The sequence below is a fragment of the Pseudomonas sp. KH_050 genome, from assembly GCF_057838875.1.
In genome coordinates this window covers 722210-739086 of the sequence record NZ_CM174478.1, presented here as the reverse complement: position 1 = coordinate 739086, position 16877 = coordinate 722210, and the positions used below count along the sequence as shown (strand labels likewise).

Here is a 16877-nt window from a genome sequence, read left to right as displayed (position 1 = left end):
GCCTGATATAAATTTTGCGGAATTCAATGGTATTTCGCACCGAAACAGGAAAGCCGCCCGTGGTCGGCGCACCAGGTAAGCGCGCCCGAAAAGATCGCAGCCTGCGGCAGCTCCTACGGTTTTGCGTTCACATCGCATAGGTGCCGAGCCCGGTCCGCGTAGGAGTTGCCGCAGGCTGCGATCTTTTAATACAGACGCCACGGTGCAGCTGAAAAAACATGCAAAAAAAAACGGAACCCCGAAGGGCTCCGTTTTTCATGCAACCTGCCTGATCAGGCCAGTTTCTTGTGCCGTACCCGGTGCGGCTGGGCAGCAGCTTCACCGAGACGCTTCTTGCGATCGGCTTCGTACTCGCTGTAGTTACCTTCGAAGAACACCGCTTGCGAGTCGTCTTCGTACGCCAGGATGTGAGTCGCGACGCGGTCAAGGAACCACCGATCGTGAGAGATCACAATGGCGGCGCCCGGGAAGTCGAGCAAGGCTTCTTCCAGGGAACGCAGGGTTTCGACGTCGAGGTCGTTGGACGGTTCGTCGAGCAGCAGGACGTTGCCACCCTCTTTCAGGGTCAGCGCCAGGTGCAAGCGACCACGCTCACCACCGGACAGGTCCTTGACGAACTTCTGCTGATCGCCGCCCTTGAAGTTGAAGCGACCGACATAGGTACGCGACGGGATTTCATAGTTACCGATGCGGATCTGGTCGGAACCATCGGAGATCTGCTGGAACACCGTCTTGCTGCCGTCGAGGTCTTCGCGGCTCTGATCCACGCAGGCCAGCTGCACGGTCTCACCGACTTCAATGCTGCCGGAATCCGGAGTTTCCTTGCCCATCAACATGCGGAACAGGGTCGACTTACCGGCACCGTTACCACCGATTACGCCGACGATCGCCCCTTTAGGCATGGAGAACGACAGGTTGTCGATCAGCACGCGATCGCCGTAACCCTTGGAAACGTTCTTGAATTCGATGACCTTGTCACCCAGGCGCGGACCGGCCGGGATGTAGATCTCGTTGGTTTCGCTGCGCTTCTGGAATTCCTGCGACTGCATTTCTTCGAAGCGTTGCAGACGAGCCTTGGATTTCGACTGTCGAGCCTTCGCGCCTTTGCGCACCCATTCCAGCTCGTCCTTCATGGCCTTTTCGTGGGCCGACTGCTGCTTGGATTCCTGGGCCAGACGATCGGACTTGGCTTCCAGCCAACCCGAATAGTTGCCCTCGTAAGGAATACCGGCGCCGCGGTCGAGCTCGAGGATCCAGCCAGCGACGTTGTCCAGGAAGTAACGGTCGTGCGTGATCGCAACCACGGTGCCCGGGAAGTCGTGGAGGAAATGCTCCAGCCAGGCCACGGAGTCAGCGTCCAGGTGGTTGGTCGGTTCGTCGAGCAGCAGCATGTCCGGCGCAGACAGCAGCAGGCGGCACAAGGCCACACGACGCTTTTCACCACCGGACAGGAATTCGATCTTCGCGTCCCAGGCCGGCAGACGCAGCGCATCGGCAGCAACCTCCAGTTGACGATCAAGGTTATGACCGTCGCCTGCTTGCAGGATAGCTTCGAGTTTGGCTTGTTCGGCCGCCAGCTTGTCGAAGTCGGCGTCCGGGTCGGCGTATTCGGCGTAGACCTGATCCAGGCGCGCCTGGGCGTCCTTGATCACGCTGACCGCTTCCTCGACCACTTCACGCACGGTCTTGGTCGGATCCAGCAGTGGTTCTTGCGGCAGATAGCCGATGTTCAGCTCGGGCATTGGCCGTGCTTCGCCATCGAACTCGGAGTCGACGCCCGCCATGATTTTCAACAGGGTGGACTTACCCGATCCGTTGAGGCCGAGCACGCCGATCTTGGCGCCAGGGAAGAATGACAGAGAAATGTTTTTCAGGATTTCCCGCTTCGGCGGAACAACTTTGCTCAGCCGATGCATGGTGAAGACGTATTGAGCCATGGAGAACCTAGCGTCAGTGACTGATGAATTAAAGCGCGAGCGAAGCTCGGGCCAGGCCATGCGCGGCACCAGCGATTGATTTCAATCGATACCTGCGCGCGGAAAAAGCCTGAGTTCAGGAGCTGGAACGCCCCCGCGTAACCGGCAAAGCTACCCTAATGTAGGAAACCAGTCCAGCCAGCAAGGGCTGGCACTTTGCCACAACTCAAGGCATGCTAGCCGCCCTCCGGGCGTCCGGCTTATAGTGCATGTCGCGCCAGTCCAGCCAAACCGCAGGATTTCAGTTTGCCCAATGTCAATCCGCCATCTTCCATGAGCGCGTCGATCCCTGCGCCCGGCTCGACCCTGCGCGGCACGCTCAAAGGCGGGTTGGCGACGCTGGTCCTGCTGCTGCTCGCCCTGCTGTTCTGGCAGTTGCTGGATCAACTGCGGGAAACCCAGAAAAACCAGCGCCAATACACTATCGACTACAGCGCCGACCTGGCTGCGCAGATCAGCCTTAATATGGCGCTGAACGCGCAAATCGCCCTGAATCTGCTACCCATCGTCGAACAACCACAAACTGATGAACAACAGCAGGCGTTGCTACGCAGGCTCCAACAGTCCTTGCCCGCTCTACGCAGCATCGCGTTGCTGAGTCCCTCGGGAACCCTCCTCAGTGATAGCGCCAAAGACAGCCAGGACGCCGACTACCTGAGCGAACTGGTCCGACGCAGTCATGTCCAGGCCCACTATTTCAGCAACGCCGATGACGGTTCAGTGGTGCATTTGCTGCTGCGTCAGACCGGGGGCAGTCGTCGCGGCTATTGGGCGTTGCGCCTGGCTCCGACATTCTTCTCCTCGCTGACCAAGCAGGGCGAAGCCGACATTCGCCCGCTGTGGGTGGTGGAAAATCGCCTCACTCACCAGGTCATCATCCGTGACGATGCGCTGCCCAGGCTCAAACCCGAAACACTGACGCCCGATGACCTGGCCAATAGCGTACTGGCGGTACCGCTCAGTAACAGCGACTGGCAATTACGCGGACTGTTCGACCGGCAACGGGTGATTGAACAGCTGCTGCCGGCCTTTATCGCCAAATGCCTGTTGGGGCTGGCCTTCTCATTGTTACCGGTGATTGCCCTGCTGAACATGCGCCGGCGCCAGCGTCAGTTGCACGACGGCCGCCGTCGTTACCAGGATATTTTCGAGGGCACGGGCGTGGCCTTGTGCGTGCTCGATCTTTCAGGACTGCAAGCGCTCTTCGACAAAGTTCAACTGCACGATAGCCAACAGCTGCGGTGCTGGCTGGAGAACTGCGAACAGCGCCAGCAATTGCTGCAAGAGTTGCGCATCACCGAGGTCAATCAGGTCGCCTTGCGACTGCTTAATGTTGAATCCTGCCAGCAGGCCTGGCGGCTGTTGATCGAAGGCCCGCCGCTGGATAACAGTGCCATCGGCGACCAATTGCTCGACGCGGTGCTCAATCAACAGAAGCAGCTTGAGCTGGAAATCAAGCTCAAGGACGCTCAAGGCAACGATCAGCACCTGTGGCTGGTTATGCGTCTGCCGGAAGATCCGCACGACTATCAAGCAGTGATTCTCAGCATCAGTGACATCACCAGTCGCAAACTCATCGAACTGTCCCTGCTTGAGCGCGAAGGCTTCTGGTCGGATGTCGTGCGCACCGTACCCGATCATCTGTATGTGCAGGATGTGATCAGCCAGCGGATGATCTTCAGCAACCACCACCTGGGCCAGACACTCGGTTACAACAAGTCCGAACTGCAACAGATGGGCGAGTATTTCTGGGAGATCCTGCTGCACCCCGAAGACTCCGATCACTATCACCGTTTGCGTCAGGAACAGCGCCAGTCCGGCTATGCGCAGTTAATGCAATGCCAGCTGCGCTTCCGTCATCGCAACAATCAATGGCGGCGCTTCGATATCCGCGAACAGGCGCTGGCCCGCGACAAGGATGATCAGGTAACGCGCATCATCGGCGTGGCCAAGGACATTACTGACCAGATCGAGGCCAGCGAGTCCCTGCGCGACAGCGAACAGCGCTACCGCATGCTCGCCGAAAGCATCAGCGACGTGATTTTCTCCACCGACAGCAAGCTGGCACTCAATTACGTCAGCCCGTCGGTGCAGGCGGTACTCGGTTATGACGCCGAGTGGTTTTTTTCCAACGGCTGGCAATCGATCATCGCCAACCCGCAACAGCTGACCGGCATCTACACCTTGATGGAGCGCGTCAGCAAAGCCCTGGGCCAACCGGAACAGCTGGCTCAATTGCGCAGCCAGGTGCAGACCCAACTGTTCCTCTTCGACTGCCTGCGGGCCGACGGACGCAAAATTCCGATCGAGCTACGACTGGTGCTGGTATGGGATGAACACGGCGCCTTCGAAGGCGTGCTCGGTGTCGGTCGCGACATCAGCCAGCAACGCCGCGCGGAAAAAGACCTGCGCATGGCGGCCACGGTTTTCGAGCACTCGACCTCGGCGATTCTGATCACCGACCCGGCCGGATATATCGTCCAGGCCAACGAGGCCTTCAGCCGCGTCAGCGGTTATGCCGTGACCCAGGTCCTCGATCAGTTGCCGAACATGCTCACCGTCGACGAGCAGCAGGACGCTCATCTGCGTTATGTACTCAAACAGCTTCATCAGCACAGCACCTGGGAAGGCGAAGTCTGGCTCAAGCGGCGCAATGGCGAACATTACCCGGCCTGGGTCGGGATCACCGCCGTGTTCGACGACGAGGGCGATCTGGCCAGCTATGTCTGCTTCTTTAGCGACATCAGCGAACGCAAGGCCAGTGAACAGCGTATCCATCGCCTGGCCTATTATGACGCCCTGACCCATCTGCCCAACCGCACGCTGTTCCAGGACCGTCTGCATACCGCATTGCAATCGGCCGAACGGCAGAAGTCCTGGGTAGTGCTGATGTTCCTCGACCTCGACCGTTTCAAACCGATCAACGACTCCCTCGGCCACGCCGCCGGCGATCGCATGCTCAAGGAAATGGCCACGCGCCTGCTTGGTTGTGTCGATGATGACGACACCGTGGCGCGCATGGGCGGCGATGAGTTCACCTTGCTCCTGCAACCGCGGGCCAGCCGCGAAATGGCGCTGAACCGGGCCATTCACGTGGCCGAACAAATCCTCGCCAGCCTGGTGAAACCGTTCGTCCTCGAAGGCCGGGAATTCTTTGTCACCGCCAGTATCGGCATTGCCTTGAGCCCACAGGACGGCAATGAGCTGAGCCAGCTGATGAAGAACGCCGACACCGCGATGTACCACGCCAAGGAACGTGGCAAGAACAACTTCCAGTTCTACCAGGCCGACATGAACGCCAGCGCCCTGGAGCGCCTGGAACTGGAAAGCGATCTGCGCCATGCCCTGGAGCAAGATGAATTCGTTCTCTACTACCAACCGCAATTCAGTGGCGACGGTAAACGCCTGACCGGCGCCGAAGCCCTGCTGCGCTGGCGCCATCCGCGGCGCGGGCTGGTGCCGCCGGGAGATTTCATTCCGGTGCTCGAAGAGCTCGGACTGGTGGTGGATGTCGGCGACTGGGTGATCAGCGAGGCCTGCCGTCAGCTCAAGACCTGGCATCAGGCCAAGGTCCGGGTGCCAAAAGTCTCGGTGAACATCTCCGCCCGGCAGTTCTCCGACGGCCAGCTCGGCACGCGGATCGCCACTATCCTCAAGGAAACCGGCCTGCCACCAGCCTGTCTGGAGCTGGAACTGACCGAAAGTATTCTGATGCGCGAGGTCAATGAGGCGATGCAGATCCTCGCCAGCTTGAAAAACCTCGGCCTGAGCATTGCGGTCGATGACTTCGGCACCGGCTATTCATCGCTGAACTACCTCAAGCAGTTTCCGATCGATGTGCTGAAAATCGACCGCACCTTCGTTGACGGCCTGCCCTCTGGCGAACAGGACGCACAGATCGCCCGAGCGATCATTGCCATGGCCCACAGCCTGAACCTGGCGGTAATCGCCGAGGGCGTGGAAACCCATGAGCAGCTCGACTTCCTGCGCGAGCATGGCTGCGACGAGGTTCAGGGCTACCTGTTCGGCCGCCCGATGCCGGCCAACCGCTTCGAAGCGCAGTTCAGCAATGATGCGTTGTTCATGTTTGATTGAAGAGCCGGGATTTGTGGTGTCCCGAAAAAGATCGTAGCCTGCGGCCCCTCCTACGGATTGCGTTCACACATTGATAGCGGATGTACCTGGTCTGTGCAGGAGCTGCCGCAGGCTGCGATCTTTTCGGCCATCCCCTAATTCCGCCCCGCATGAACACCACTTGTCTGCGACATGATGTCCTTTCATATGCCATCTAAAACCCATTAGGTTAGAATGCCCTCCTTTTCTGCCCCGATCCTTGAGGACCGCCATGTTCAGCCGTGATTTGACTATTGCCAAGTACGACGCCGATCTCTTTGCCGCCATGGAACAAGAAGCTCAGCGCCAGGAAGAGCACATTGAGCTGATCGCTTCGGAAAACTACACCAGCCCAGCGGTGATGGAAGCTCAAGGCTCGGTACTGACCAACAAGTACGCCGAAGGTTACCCGGGCAAGCGCTACTACGGTGGTTGCGAGTTCGTCGACGTGGTCGAGCAGCTTGCGATCGATCGCGCCAAAGAGTTGTTCGGTGCCGATTACGCCAACGTTCAACCACACGCCGGCTCCCAGGCCAACAGCGCGGTTTACCTGGCACTGCTGCAAGCCGGTGACACCATCCTGGGCATGAGCCTGGCCCACGGCGGTCACCTGACCCACGGTGCCAGCGTTTCTTCCTCCGGCAAGCTGTACAACGCCGTGCAGTACGGCATCGACAGCAACGGCCTGATCGACTACGACGAAGTCGAGCGTCTGGCAGTCGAGCACAAGCCGAAAATGATCGTGGCCGGTTTCTCTGCTTACTCGCAGATCCTGGACTTCCCACGCTTTCGTGAAATCGCTGACAAAGTCGGTGCCTACCTGTTCGTCGACATGGCTCACGTAGCCGGTCTGGTCGCCGCTGGCGTCTACCCGAACCCGGTGCCTTTCGCTGACGTCGTGACCACCACCACCCACAAGACCCTGCGCGGTCCACGTGGCGGCCTGATCCTGGCCCGTGCCAACGCCGACATCGAGAAGAAGCTGAACTCCGCGGTATTCCCGGGCGCCCAGGGCGGTCCGCTGGAACACGTGATCGCGGCCAAAGCGATTTGCTTCAAGGAAGCGCTGCAGCCTGAGTTCAAGACCTACCAGCAACAAGTGGTCAAGAACGCCCAGGCCATGGCCGGTGTGTTCATCGAGCGCGGTTTCGACGTAGTGTCCGGCGGTACCGAGAACCACCTGTTCCTGCTGTCGCTGATCAAACAGGAAATCTCCGGTAAAGATGCCGACGCTGCTCTGGGCAAGGCGTTCATCACCGTGAACAAGAACTCGGTACCGAACGATCCACGCTCCCCGTTCGTCACCTCTGGCCTGCGCTTCGGTACTCCGGCAGTCACCACTCGTGGCTTCAAAGAGGCTGAGTGCAAAGAACTGGCCGGCTGGATCTGCGACATCCTGGCTGACCTGAACAACGACGCCGTTATCGACGCCGTCCGCGAGAAGGTCAAGGCCATCTGCGCCAAGCTGCCGGTATACGGCGCTTAATCAGCCCGCATCACCCGCTGCAAGAAAGCCCGACCAGTGATGGCCGGGCTTTTTTTTGCCTGAAAATCCTCAACGGCTGCACTCGATCCCTGTAGGAGCTGCCGAAGGCTGCGATCTTTTGATCTTGATCTTGATCTTCATCGGCTTCTCAGGCGCCAAAATCAACGTCAAAAGATCGCAGCCTTCGGCAGCTCCTACGGGACCAGCACCACCGGTCAGACCGGTAAAACCAATTTCACAAATATTGCTTGTTTCCATCCGAAAACCGAGCGTAAACTGCGCCTGCACTGGACATACCGGTAAGACCACAATAATTAAGTCCTGAATCTGATGCGCTCAGCGTACGGCAGCCAGGACACCGACCAGGATCCCCCTCATGATCAGATGGTGCTCGCGTTCGATTTTCCTCCAGGTTGTCCTAGGACTGATGCTCGGCATCGCCTGCGGCCTCACCCTCCCCGAATACTCCTCACAGCTAAAACCCCTTGGTGACGGTTTTATCAAACTGATCAAAATGCTGATCGGCCTGATCGTGTTCTGCGTGGTGGTCAGCGGCATCTCCGGCGCCGGAGACCTGAAGAAGGTCGGGCGCATCGGCCTCAAGTCGGTGATCTACTTTGAAGTGCTGACCACCATCGCGCTGGTGATCGGTCTGGTGTTTGCCTTCAGTACCGGCATTGGCAGCGGTGCCAATATTCATCTGGACCAGCTCTCCACTGCAGACATGGGCGACATCGCCCAGCGCAGCCAGCACATGCACACCACCACTCAGTTCCTGATGGATCTGATCCCGACTTCGGTGATCGGGGCGTTTGCCGAAAACAACATCCTGCAAGTGCTGCTGTTTTCGGTGCTGTTCGGCAGTGCACTGAACCTGGTGGGCGAAGCTGCTTCGGGCATCTCCCGGCTGATCAATGAACTCAGCCATGTCATCTTCCGCATCATGGGCATGATCGTGCGTCTGGCACCGATCGGGGTGTTCGGCGCCATTGCGTTCACCACCAGCAAATACGGCCTGGAATCGCTGCAACACCTGGGTGGCCTGGTAGCCTTGTTCTACCTGACCTGTATCGCGTTCGTCGCATTGATTCTCGGTCTGGTAATGCGTCTTTCGGGCCTGCGGATGCTGCCGTTTCTCAAGTACCTGCGCGAAGAGCTGTTGATCGTCATGGGTACAGCCTCGTCCGACGCGGTACTGCCGCAAATCATGCGCAAGCTCGAACACCTGGGCATTGGCAGTTCGACAGTCGGGCTGGTGATTCCTACCGGTTACTCGTTCAACCTCGATGGCTTTTCGATCTACCTGACGCTGGCCATCGTGTTCATCGCCAACGCCACCGGCACACCGCTGGCCATGTCCGACCTGCTGACCATCCTGCTGGTTTCGCTGATAACCTCCAAAGGTGCCCATGGTATTCCCGGCTCGGCACTGGTGATTCTGGCGGCGACCTTGACCGCGATCCCGGCGATTCCGGTGGTCGGTCTGGTATTGGTGCTGGCGGTGGACTGGTTCATGGGCATCGGCCGGGCACTGACTAACTTGATCGGCAACTGTGTCGCCACCGTGGCTATCGCCCGCTGGGAAAAAGACATCGATACTCAGCGAGCGAACAAAGTACTGTCCGGCCAGGAGGGATATACCTTCCAGTCGAGAAAGTCCGCGGTCCCGGCCCACCAGCAGGAATTTTGACCGAACCTTGTGCCTGCCCCCCGGCAGGCACAACAATCAGCGCCTTCAAGTGGCGTTTTTAGCGAAACTCAATGGAGCGAACAGTGATCACCTCGTCGACGGTTGTAAATTCAGTGGTAGAAAAGCTGCGCGCCGCACTGGCTCGTGGCCAGTGGCGCTCTGGCGAGATGTTGCCAGGGCAACGCGAACTCGCTGAGCAACTGGGCATCAGTCGGCCGAGCCTGCGCGAAGCAGTGATTGTTCTGGAAACCCTCGGACTGGTGCGCTCCATGCCCGGCAAAGGCGTTGTGGTACTCGAGGCTACCGTCAACGATACCCAGACCACGGACACCGGCGTGGCTGGCGCGAGTCTCGAGGATGTCCTGCAACTGCGCTACACCCTTGAGCCCTTTATTGTCGGGCTGGTCGCGCAGTCGATCAGCAGCAAGGAAGTCGGTCAACTGCGCCTGACCTTGATGGATATGCGCGAAGCGCTCGAAGCCAATGACAGTGAAGCCGGGATGAACGCCTACATCGCGTTCCATGAAGAGTTGTTCACCCTGACCTCTAATCCGATCTTTCAGAACGTGGTGCAGCAGACCAGCAATGCGCTCAAGCAAAGTGCCGAGATCCTGCGTAACTCGCCGGAGCACCTGGCCGAACGCCTGCAGGAAAACGAAGCCGTGGTCCGTGCAATCCGCAGCAAGAACAGTGCTCTGGCCAGCGCCGAAATGCGTCGGCACATTATTCAGGAAGGGCTGCGCATGAGTATCGAACTGAATATCCCGGAAGACAATCTGGGCAGCTCAACGCTGTAGAACATCCCGTATCGGCAACCGGACTGGAGACAGGCCATGACTATCTGCGCCTCACAGAAACAACACTTCACGGTTCCTTATATCTCCCCTTTGCAGCACCAGGGTGAGAAGAAGCTTTCGGCCGACGATATCTACCCACGGATTTTCGATGCCATCCTTGAACAACGTATCGCCCCCGCCAGCCGTTTCACCGAGGAAAGCCTCGGTCAGGTGTTTGGCGTCAGTCGCAGCATCATTCGTCATGTGTTAGCGCGCTTGTCCCATCAACAGGTGGTCATCCTGCGCCCCAATCATCGACCTCAGGTGGCCGCGCCAGATGCAGAGCAAACCCGGCAGATACTGCACGCTCGACGGCTGACCGAAACCACCCTGGTCAAACTGGCCTGCCTGAAGCCTGCCCCGGGGCAACTCAAGCAGCTGCGCAAGTTGATCGCCGAGGAACGCGAATGCATTGAGCGCGACCTGCGTGGGCCGGCCATTCGCCTGTCCGGGGAATTCCACCTGCAACTGGCCGAAATAGCCGGCAATGCACCACTGGCGCAGTTTCTCGGCAGCCTGGTGCCGCTGACCTCGTTGGTGATCGCCCAATATGAAGAACAGGCTTGCAGCTACTGTGCCTGGCAAGAGCATGCGGCGATTGTCGATGCGGTAGAGCAAGGTGATATCGAGGCAGCGGTACGCCTGATGAGTGAGCATCTGGATCATCTTGAGGAGAAGTTGCTCAGGGCGAACACCGTATCGGGGTAACGCACTTTTTGCGCTGGCAGCAAAACCGTCTTCATCGCGGGCAAGCTCCCACAAGATCAAGATCAAAAGATCGCAGCCTGCGGCAGCTCCTACGCCTCGACCTGCGCAAACCCCGCGCGAATCTTCTCTTCCGGCAACTCATCGGCAATGAACACGATCACGCTTTCCCGCGCCTCGCCCTCTGCCCACTCGGTATCCCAGTCGAAACCATAAAGTTTCAGCACCCCCTGAAATACCATGCGCCGTGGCTCGCCGACGATGTTCAACACACCTTTGTAACGCAGCAATTGCTTGCCGTGCGCTTCCAGCAACTCGTTCATGAACTCGCTGAGCTTGTCGATATCCAGCGGTTTGTCAGTGCGCAGCACCAGGCTGGAGATGCGGTCGACGGTCGGCGCCTTGCTCACTGGCCGCAGGCTCAAGCCGCCGCCCAGATCGGCATTGAGATTGAAACCGCGGACATCCAGCAGTTCGGCCAGGTCGATCTTGCCGTGATCGACCACGCGAATCGGTGCGCGCCGGTTAATCCGGGTCAGCCGTTCGCTGAGTGCGGTAAAGGCCTGCTCATCCACCAAGTCGCGCTTGCTCACCAACAAACGGTCGGCGAAGCCGATCTGCGCCTGGGCGATGGTCTGGGTCAGGTGGTGCTCGGCATGGGCCGCGTCGACCAGGGTGATGATGCCGTCGAGGATATAGCGCTCGCGCAGCTCTTCATCGATGAAGAAAGTCTGTGCAACAGGCGCCGGATCGGCCAGCCCGGTGCATTCGATCACCAGCCGGTCGAAGGCGATTTCGCCGCTGTCCAGACGCTCCAGCAGCAAGTACAGCGCCTTGGTCAGATCGGTGTGGATGGTGCAGCAGACGCAGCCGTTGGACAGCGTCATGACTTGCACCGGCTCGTCGCCCAGTAGCTGGGTGTCAATGCCGGCGTCGCTGAATTCGTTTTCGATTACGGCAATTTTCAAGCCGTGCTCGGCCTTGAGCAGATGGCGCAACAGCGTGGTTTTGCCGGCGCCGAGAAAGCCGCTGAGGATTGTGACGGGGATGGGAGAGGACAAACTCGATTCTCCTGGATGACCGAAATAAAAAATGGGAGCGGGATTGCTCGCGATGGTATCACCTCGGTTTAACAGTTAAACCGGGGCGGTCGTATCGCAATACAAATCCGCTCCCACACACATCACATCAGATGACCGCGATCAGTGGCTCAGCAGCACTTCGGACCACTCTTGCTGCCGTAGCGGGCCTCCTGGCGTTCGCGAAAGAACGCTTCGTAGGTCATCACCGGTTTGTCCGGGTGCTTGGTTTGCATATGCTCGACGTAGTTGTCGTAGTCGGGCATGCCGACCATCAGGCGCGCGGCCTGACCGAGGTATTTACCGAGGCGACTCAGGTCATTGAACATGTCTGCAATCCTCGATCACGCATCCGGTACAGCCTGGTACGGCGCTTCTTTATCCGTACGTTCCTTGGTACCCCAGGCGGCAATACCGACCTTGAGCGCAAAGAACAGGATGCTGAACACTACAAGCAGGAACAGCGCCGTCAGGGTTGCGTTGGTGTAGGCGTTGTAGATCACGTGCTGCATCTGCTCGATGCTCTTGGCCGGCGCCAGCACCTGACCGTTGGCCAAGGCATCGCTGTACTTCCTGGCCAGAGACAAGAAGCCGATCGCCGGGTTGGCATCGAACAGCTTGATGAAGCCGGCGGTGGTGGTGCAGATCAGCAGCCACACGGCGGGCAACATGGTGACCCAGACGTAGCGTTGGCGTTTCATTTTGATCAGCACGACCGTCGCCAGCATCAGCGCGATACCGGCCAGCATCTGGTTGGAGATACCGAACAGTGGCCACAGGGTGTTGATGCCGCCCAACGGATCGATCACGCCTTGATACAGCAGGTAACCCCACATCGCCACGCAACCAGCGGTCGCGATCAGGTTGGCGGTCCAGGATTCAGTACGCTTGAGCGCCGGAACGAAGGAACCGAGCAAGTCCTGGAGCATGAAGCGCCCGGCACGGGTGCCGGCATCGACCGCGGTCAGGATGAACAGCGCCTCGAACAGGATCGCGAAGTGGTACCAGAACGCCATGGTGTTCTCACCCGGCAGCAGCGTGTGCAGGATCTGCGCGATACCAACCGCCAGGGTCGGCGCACCGCCGGCACGGGCCAGGATGGTGGTTTCACCGATGTCCTTGGCCACGGTTTGCAGGGCTTCCGGAGTAATCGCGAAGCCCCAGCTGCTGACTGTCTGGGCCACCGCAACCACATCGCCACCGACGATAGCCGCGGGACTGTTCATCGCGAAGTAGACGCCCGGTTCGATTACCGAGGCGGCCACCATGGCCATGATGGCCACGAAGGACTCCATCAGCATGCCGCCGTAACCGATGTAGCGGGCATGACTTTCGTTAGCCAGCAGTTTCGGGGTAGTTCCGGAGGCAATCAGCGCGTGGAAACCCGACACCGCACCACAGGCAATGGTGATGAACAGGAACGGGAACAGCCCGCCCTTCCAGACCGGTCCGGTGCCGTCGGTGAACTGGGTCAGCGCCGGCATTTTCAGCTCGGGCATGGTGATCAGAATGCCGATCGCCAAGGCAACGATGGTACCGATCTTGAGGAAAGTCGACAGGTAGTCGCGCGGCGCCAGAATCAGCCACACCGGCAGGACCGCGGCCACAAAGCCGTAGCCGATCAGCATCCAGGTGATCTGGATTCCGGTGAAGGTGAAGGCTTTGGCCCACACCGGATCAGCGGCAATTTGCCCGCCCAGCCAGATTGAACCCAACAGCAACAGCACCCCGACAATCGAGATTTCACCGATGCGGCCCGGGCGGATGTAGCGCATGTAAATGCCCATGAACATCGCGATCGGGATGGTCGCCATCACCGTGAAAATGCCCCACGGGCTCTCGGCCAGGGCCTTGACCACGATCAGCGCCAGCACCGCGAGGATGATGACCATGATCAGGAAGCAGCCAAACAGCGCGATGGTACCGGGGATACGGCCCATTTCTTCACGGACCATGTCACCCAGGGAGCGACCGTTGCGCCGGGTCGACATGAACAGGACCATGAAGTCCTGAACCGCACCCGCCAGCACCACTCCGGCAATCAGCCAGAGCGTGCCGGGCAGGTAGCCCATTTGCGCCGCCAGCACCGGGCCGACCAGCGGCCCCGCGCCCGCAATGGCCGCGAAGTGGTGACCGAAAAGCACATGTTTGTTGGTCGGCACATAGTCCAGACCATCATTGTTAAGCACTGCGGGGGTGGCCCGAAGCGGATCGAGCTGCATTACATGCTTGGCGATGAACAGACTGTAATAGCGGTAGGCAACAAGGTAGATAGCGACTGCGGCAACTACGATCCACAGGGCGTTGATCGCTTCACCGCGGCGCAAGGCCACGACACTCAGCGCAACCGCTCCAATGACAGCCAGCGCAAACCAGGCGAGGTGTTTCACCAGACGGGACATTGCGTCTCTCCTGCCGACAGCGGTGGACTGCGGCGGTAATTATTATAAGTGCCGCGTTATGCGCAGCTCGCCTAATATCCGCGCATGTCCTCAATAACGAAATCCGCAGTACTACGTAAGACCTTTCTACGTAGTACTACCGAGACAGCTCCTGGCAATGTCGATACGCGTGTAGGACCGAAGCCTTTTTGACATATCATGCCCAATCCCTGACACCCCTCCGACAGCCCTGCCGCACTGCCACCCGGCCTGGACAGGAGTCACCATGCAGCTCAAACACAAAATCGTAGCCTTGGGTATTTTGCCGCTGATACTGGCCGTTGCAGTTATTTGCGCACTGGTGATTTTCCAGAATCGCCAACTGGGTGATCAGCAGGCGCAACTTATCGAAGACAGCATCCTCGCCAGCAAGCGCGCGGAACTGAAAAACTACGTTGAAATGGCCAAAAGCTTGATCGAACCCTTGTATGCCGGTGGTCAGGGTGATGAGCTGACGCAGCAACGAGTACTCGAAGAGTTAAGCAAACTCAGCTTTGGTATCGATGGCTACTTTTTTGTGTATGACCGCCAGGGCCGCAGTCTGATGCACGCCCGGCAATCGGAACTGGTTGGCAAGTATCTCTGGGAAATGACCGACCCACACGGTTTGCCAGTGATCCAGGCATTATTGAAAAGCGCTGAATCCGGAGAAGGTTTCCAGCGTTACGCGTGGAAGAAGCCATCGACCGGCCAGGTCACGGACAAACTGGCCTATGTCGTCATGCTTGAACGCTGGGGCTGGATGCTCGGCACCGGCATCTACCTTGAAGATGTCGAACTGGCCACTCAACAAGCCCGCGATGAAGTCGCGCAAGGCATTTATGCAACCATGCTGGCGATCGCAGCCGTTGCGCTGGTCGCTGTACTACTGGTCTTCGCCAGTGGCATGACCTTGAACGTCAGTGAACACCGCCTGGCAGACAAAAAGCTTCAGAGACTCAATCAGCGAATCGTCAGCCTGCAGGAAGAAGAGCGGTCGCGCGTGTCCCGTGAGCTGCATGACGGTATCAGTCAGTTGCTGGTGTCGATAAAGTTTCAATTCGAACTGGCAAGCCATGTGCTGGAAGCGGGTCGCGAGAATGGCCTGAGCATTTTGCGAGAGGCCTCCGAGCGTTTGGGTGTCGCTATCGGGGAGATCCGCACTATCTCCCACGACCTGCGCTCATCGCTGCTCGACACTCTGGGGCTGCCCGCCGCCATCGGGCAGTTGGCGGCCGAATTTGAAAAGCGCAGCGGCCTGCTCGTGAACTATGAAAGCAACCTGTTCGATTGTCATCTGGTCGACGGTGCCGCAGTTGCTTTGTTCCGTATCGCGCAAGAAGCCCTGACCAACATTGAGCGGCACGCTCACGCCAGCAATGTATCCATCACTCTGCACGGTTCTGGAAATGCTTTACGCTTGATCGTCATCGATGACGGTATCGGCTTTAATGTCACTCGGGTCGAGCGCCTGAATGGCGGTATAGGACTGCGCAACATACGTGAAAGGGTCGAGCATTTCGGCGGCCGATTCGATCTTCATTCAGTGCCTGGAAGGAGTGAACTGGACGTCCTGCTGCCCATGGCCATAACCAACACCTGAAGTTGATCCTTCGATAACAACAAGAGTGAATGCCCCTATGAGCCTGCCCTACCCGATCCGCATCGCCTTGGTCGACGATCATTCACTGGTTCGCGATGGCATCCGCGCCTTGCTGGCGGTGATGGAATCTTTAGACGTAGTAGGCGAAGCCGAGAGCGGCACCGAGGCTATCGAAATGGTCGGTCGGACCCTCCCTGACCTCCTGCTGGTCGATATTGGCCTGAAAGACATGAATGGGCTGGAGCTGACTCGAGCGTTGCGCCAGCAATATCCATCGATCAAGATTCTCATATTGAGCATGTACGACAACCATGAGTACGTGAGCGAATCCGTACGTTCAGGGGCCAGTGGCTATGTGCTGAAAAATGCACCTTCGCGCGAAATCATCGCAGCGATCGAAGCGATTGCCAGCGGCGGTACCTTCTACAGTGCCGAAATTGCGCAAAAACTGGCTGCCGAGAAACACCCTCATAACGAACTGACCCCACGCGAAAATCAGGTCCTGTCGAGGATGGTTCAGGGGTTGAACAACAAGGAAATGGCTCGGGAGCTCGACATTAGCGTGCGCACCGTCGAAACCCACCGCCTGAGCATCCGCCGCAAACTGAATATCGACAAACCTGCCGCATTGCTCAACTACGCGATGGAGCATGGATTGATTGTTCGTTGAAAATGCCCGCCCTGCCTGATGATTCCAGAAATAAAAACGCGCCACGACTGGCGTGACGCGTTCGATCTGACACTGCCCTTATTTCAAGGGCTCAGCAGCACTTCGGACCACCCTTGCCGCCGTAACGAGCCTCCTGGCGTTCGCGAAAGAACGCTTCGTAGGTCATCACCGGCTTGTCCGGATGTTTGTTTTGCATATGCTCGACGTAGTTGTCGTAGTCGGGCATGCCGACCATCAGGCGCGCGGCCTGACCGAGGTATTTACCGAGGCGACTCAGGTCATTGAACATGTCTGCAATC

The 16877-nt window shown here is 58.6% G+C and carries 13 protein-coding genes; 7 read left to right on the top strand and 6 right to left on the bottom strand.

Going from position 1 to position 16877, the window contains the following annotated elements; all coding sequences use genetic code 11:
• Positions 1 to 272 precede the first annotated feature (272 nt).
• A complete protein-coding gene (gene ettA, locus AC3IUA_RS03375; RefSeq protein ID WP_489359120.1) occupies positions 273 to 1937 on the bottom strand; it encodes an energy-dependent translational throttle protein EttA in 1665 nt (554 codons plus the stop codon).
• A gap of 285 nt (positions 1938 to 2222) precedes the next feature.
• Here ettA and AC3IUA_RS03370 point away from each other — a divergent pair, with 285 nt between their 5' ends.
• On the top strand, positions 2223 to 6071 hold the full coding sequence (locus AC3IUA_RS03370) for a bifunctional diguanylate cyclase/phosphodiesterase (protein WP_489359119.1): 3849 nt from the start codon (positions 2223 to 2225) through the stop codon (positions 6069 to 6071).
• Between the two features lie 250 nt (positions 6072 to 6321).
• The gene (gene glyA / locus AC3IUA_RS03365) at positions 6322 to 7575 is read left to right on the top strand and encodes a serine hydroxymethyltransferase (RefSeq protein WP_489359118.1); all 1254 of its coding nucleotides are present in this window, start codon (positions 6322 to 6324) and stop codon (positions 7573 to 7575) included.
• Between the two features lie 69 nt (positions 7576 to 7644).
• On the opposite strand, the gene AC3IUA_RS03360 is transcribed toward glyA, so the two are convergent.
• Entirely contained in the window at positions 7645 to 7833 is a 189-nt protein-coding gene (locus tag AC3IUA_RS03360) for a hypothetical protein (protein WP_489359117.1), read from the bottom strand.
• A 118-nt stretch (positions 7834 to 7951) separates the two neighbouring features.
• Between AC3IUA_RS03360 and AC3IUA_RS03355 the strand changes: the two genes are divergently transcribed.
• The 3 genes from AC3IUA_RS03355 to AC3IUA_RS03345 all read left to right on the top strand — a co-directional run bounded on the left by AC3IUA_RS03355 (position 7952) and on the right by AC3IUA_RS03345 (position 10809).
• Positions 7952 to 9265, top strand: a complete 1314-nt coding sequence (locus tag AC3IUA_RS03355) for a C4-dicarboxylate transporter DctA (RefSeq protein ID WP_489359116.1) — start codon at positions 7952 to 7954, stop codon at positions 9263 to 9265.
• 83 nt (positions 9266 to 9348) lie between these two features.
• Complete coding sequence (locus AC3IUA_RS03350) at positions 9349 to 10062, top strand: FadR/GntR family transcriptional regulator (RefSeq protein WP_489359115.1); 714 nt, start codon at positions 9349 to 9351, stop codon at positions 10060 to 10062.
• A gap of 36 nt (positions 10063 to 10098) precedes the next feature.
• Complete coding sequence (locus AC3IUA_RS03345; protein WP_489359114.1) at positions 10099 to 10809, top strand: GntR family transcriptional regulator; 711 nt, start codon at positions 10099 to 10101, stop codon at positions 10807 to 10809.
• An 89-nt stretch (positions 10810 to 10898) separates the two neighbouring features.
• Here the strand turns inward: AC3IUA_RS03345 and yjiA are convergent, their stop codons facing one another.
• From yjiA to AC3IUA_RS03330, 3 genes are all read right to left on the bottom strand, one after another.
• Positions 10899 to 11867 carry a GTPase gene (yjiA, locus tag AC3IUA_RS03340; protein ID WP_489359113.1) on the bottom strand — a complete coding sequence of 323 codons (969 nt, stop codon included), beginning with the start codon at positions 11865 to 11867 and terminating at the stop codon, positions 10899 to 10901.
• 149 nt (positions 11868 to 12016) lie between these two features.
• Positions 12017 to 12214, bottom strand: a complete 198-nt coding sequence (locus tag AC3IUA_RS03335) for a YbdD/YjiX family protein (protein ID WP_489359112.1) — start codon at positions 12212 to 12214, stop codon at positions 12017 to 12019.
• Between the two features lie 15 nt (positions 12215 to 12229).
• Positions 12230 to 14287: a carbon starvation CstA family protein gene (locus tag AC3IUA_RS03330; protein WP_489359111.1), complete on the bottom strand. Its 2058-nt coding sequence runs from the start codon at positions 14285 to 14287 to the stop codon at positions 12230 to 12232.
• Between the two features lie 265 nt (positions 14288 to 14552).
• Between AC3IUA_RS03330 and AC3IUA_RS03325 the strand changes: the two genes are divergently transcribed.
• On the top strand, positions 14553 to 15908 hold the full coding sequence (locus AC3IUA_RS03325; protein WP_489359110.1) for a cache domain-containing protein: 1356 nt from the start codon (positions 14553 to 14555) through the stop codon (positions 15906 to 15908).
• Positions 15909 to 15945: 37 nt separating this feature from the next.
• Positions 15946 to 16578: a response regulator gene (locus AC3IUA_RS03320; RefSeq protein ID WP_489359109.1), complete on the top strand. Its 633-nt coding sequence runs from the start codon at positions 15946 to 15948 to the stop codon at positions 16576 to 16578.
• Between the two features lie 91 nt (positions 16579 to 16669).
• Here AC3IUA_RS03320 and AC3IUA_RS03315 read toward each other — a convergent pair whose 3' ends face one another.
• Positions 16670 to 16867, bottom strand: a complete 198-nt coding sequence (locus tag AC3IUA_RS03315) for a YbdD/YjiX family protein (RefSeq protein ID WP_191486254.1) — start codon at positions 16865 to 16867, stop codon at positions 16670 to 16672.
• Positions 16868 to 16877: the final 10 nt, after the last annotated feature.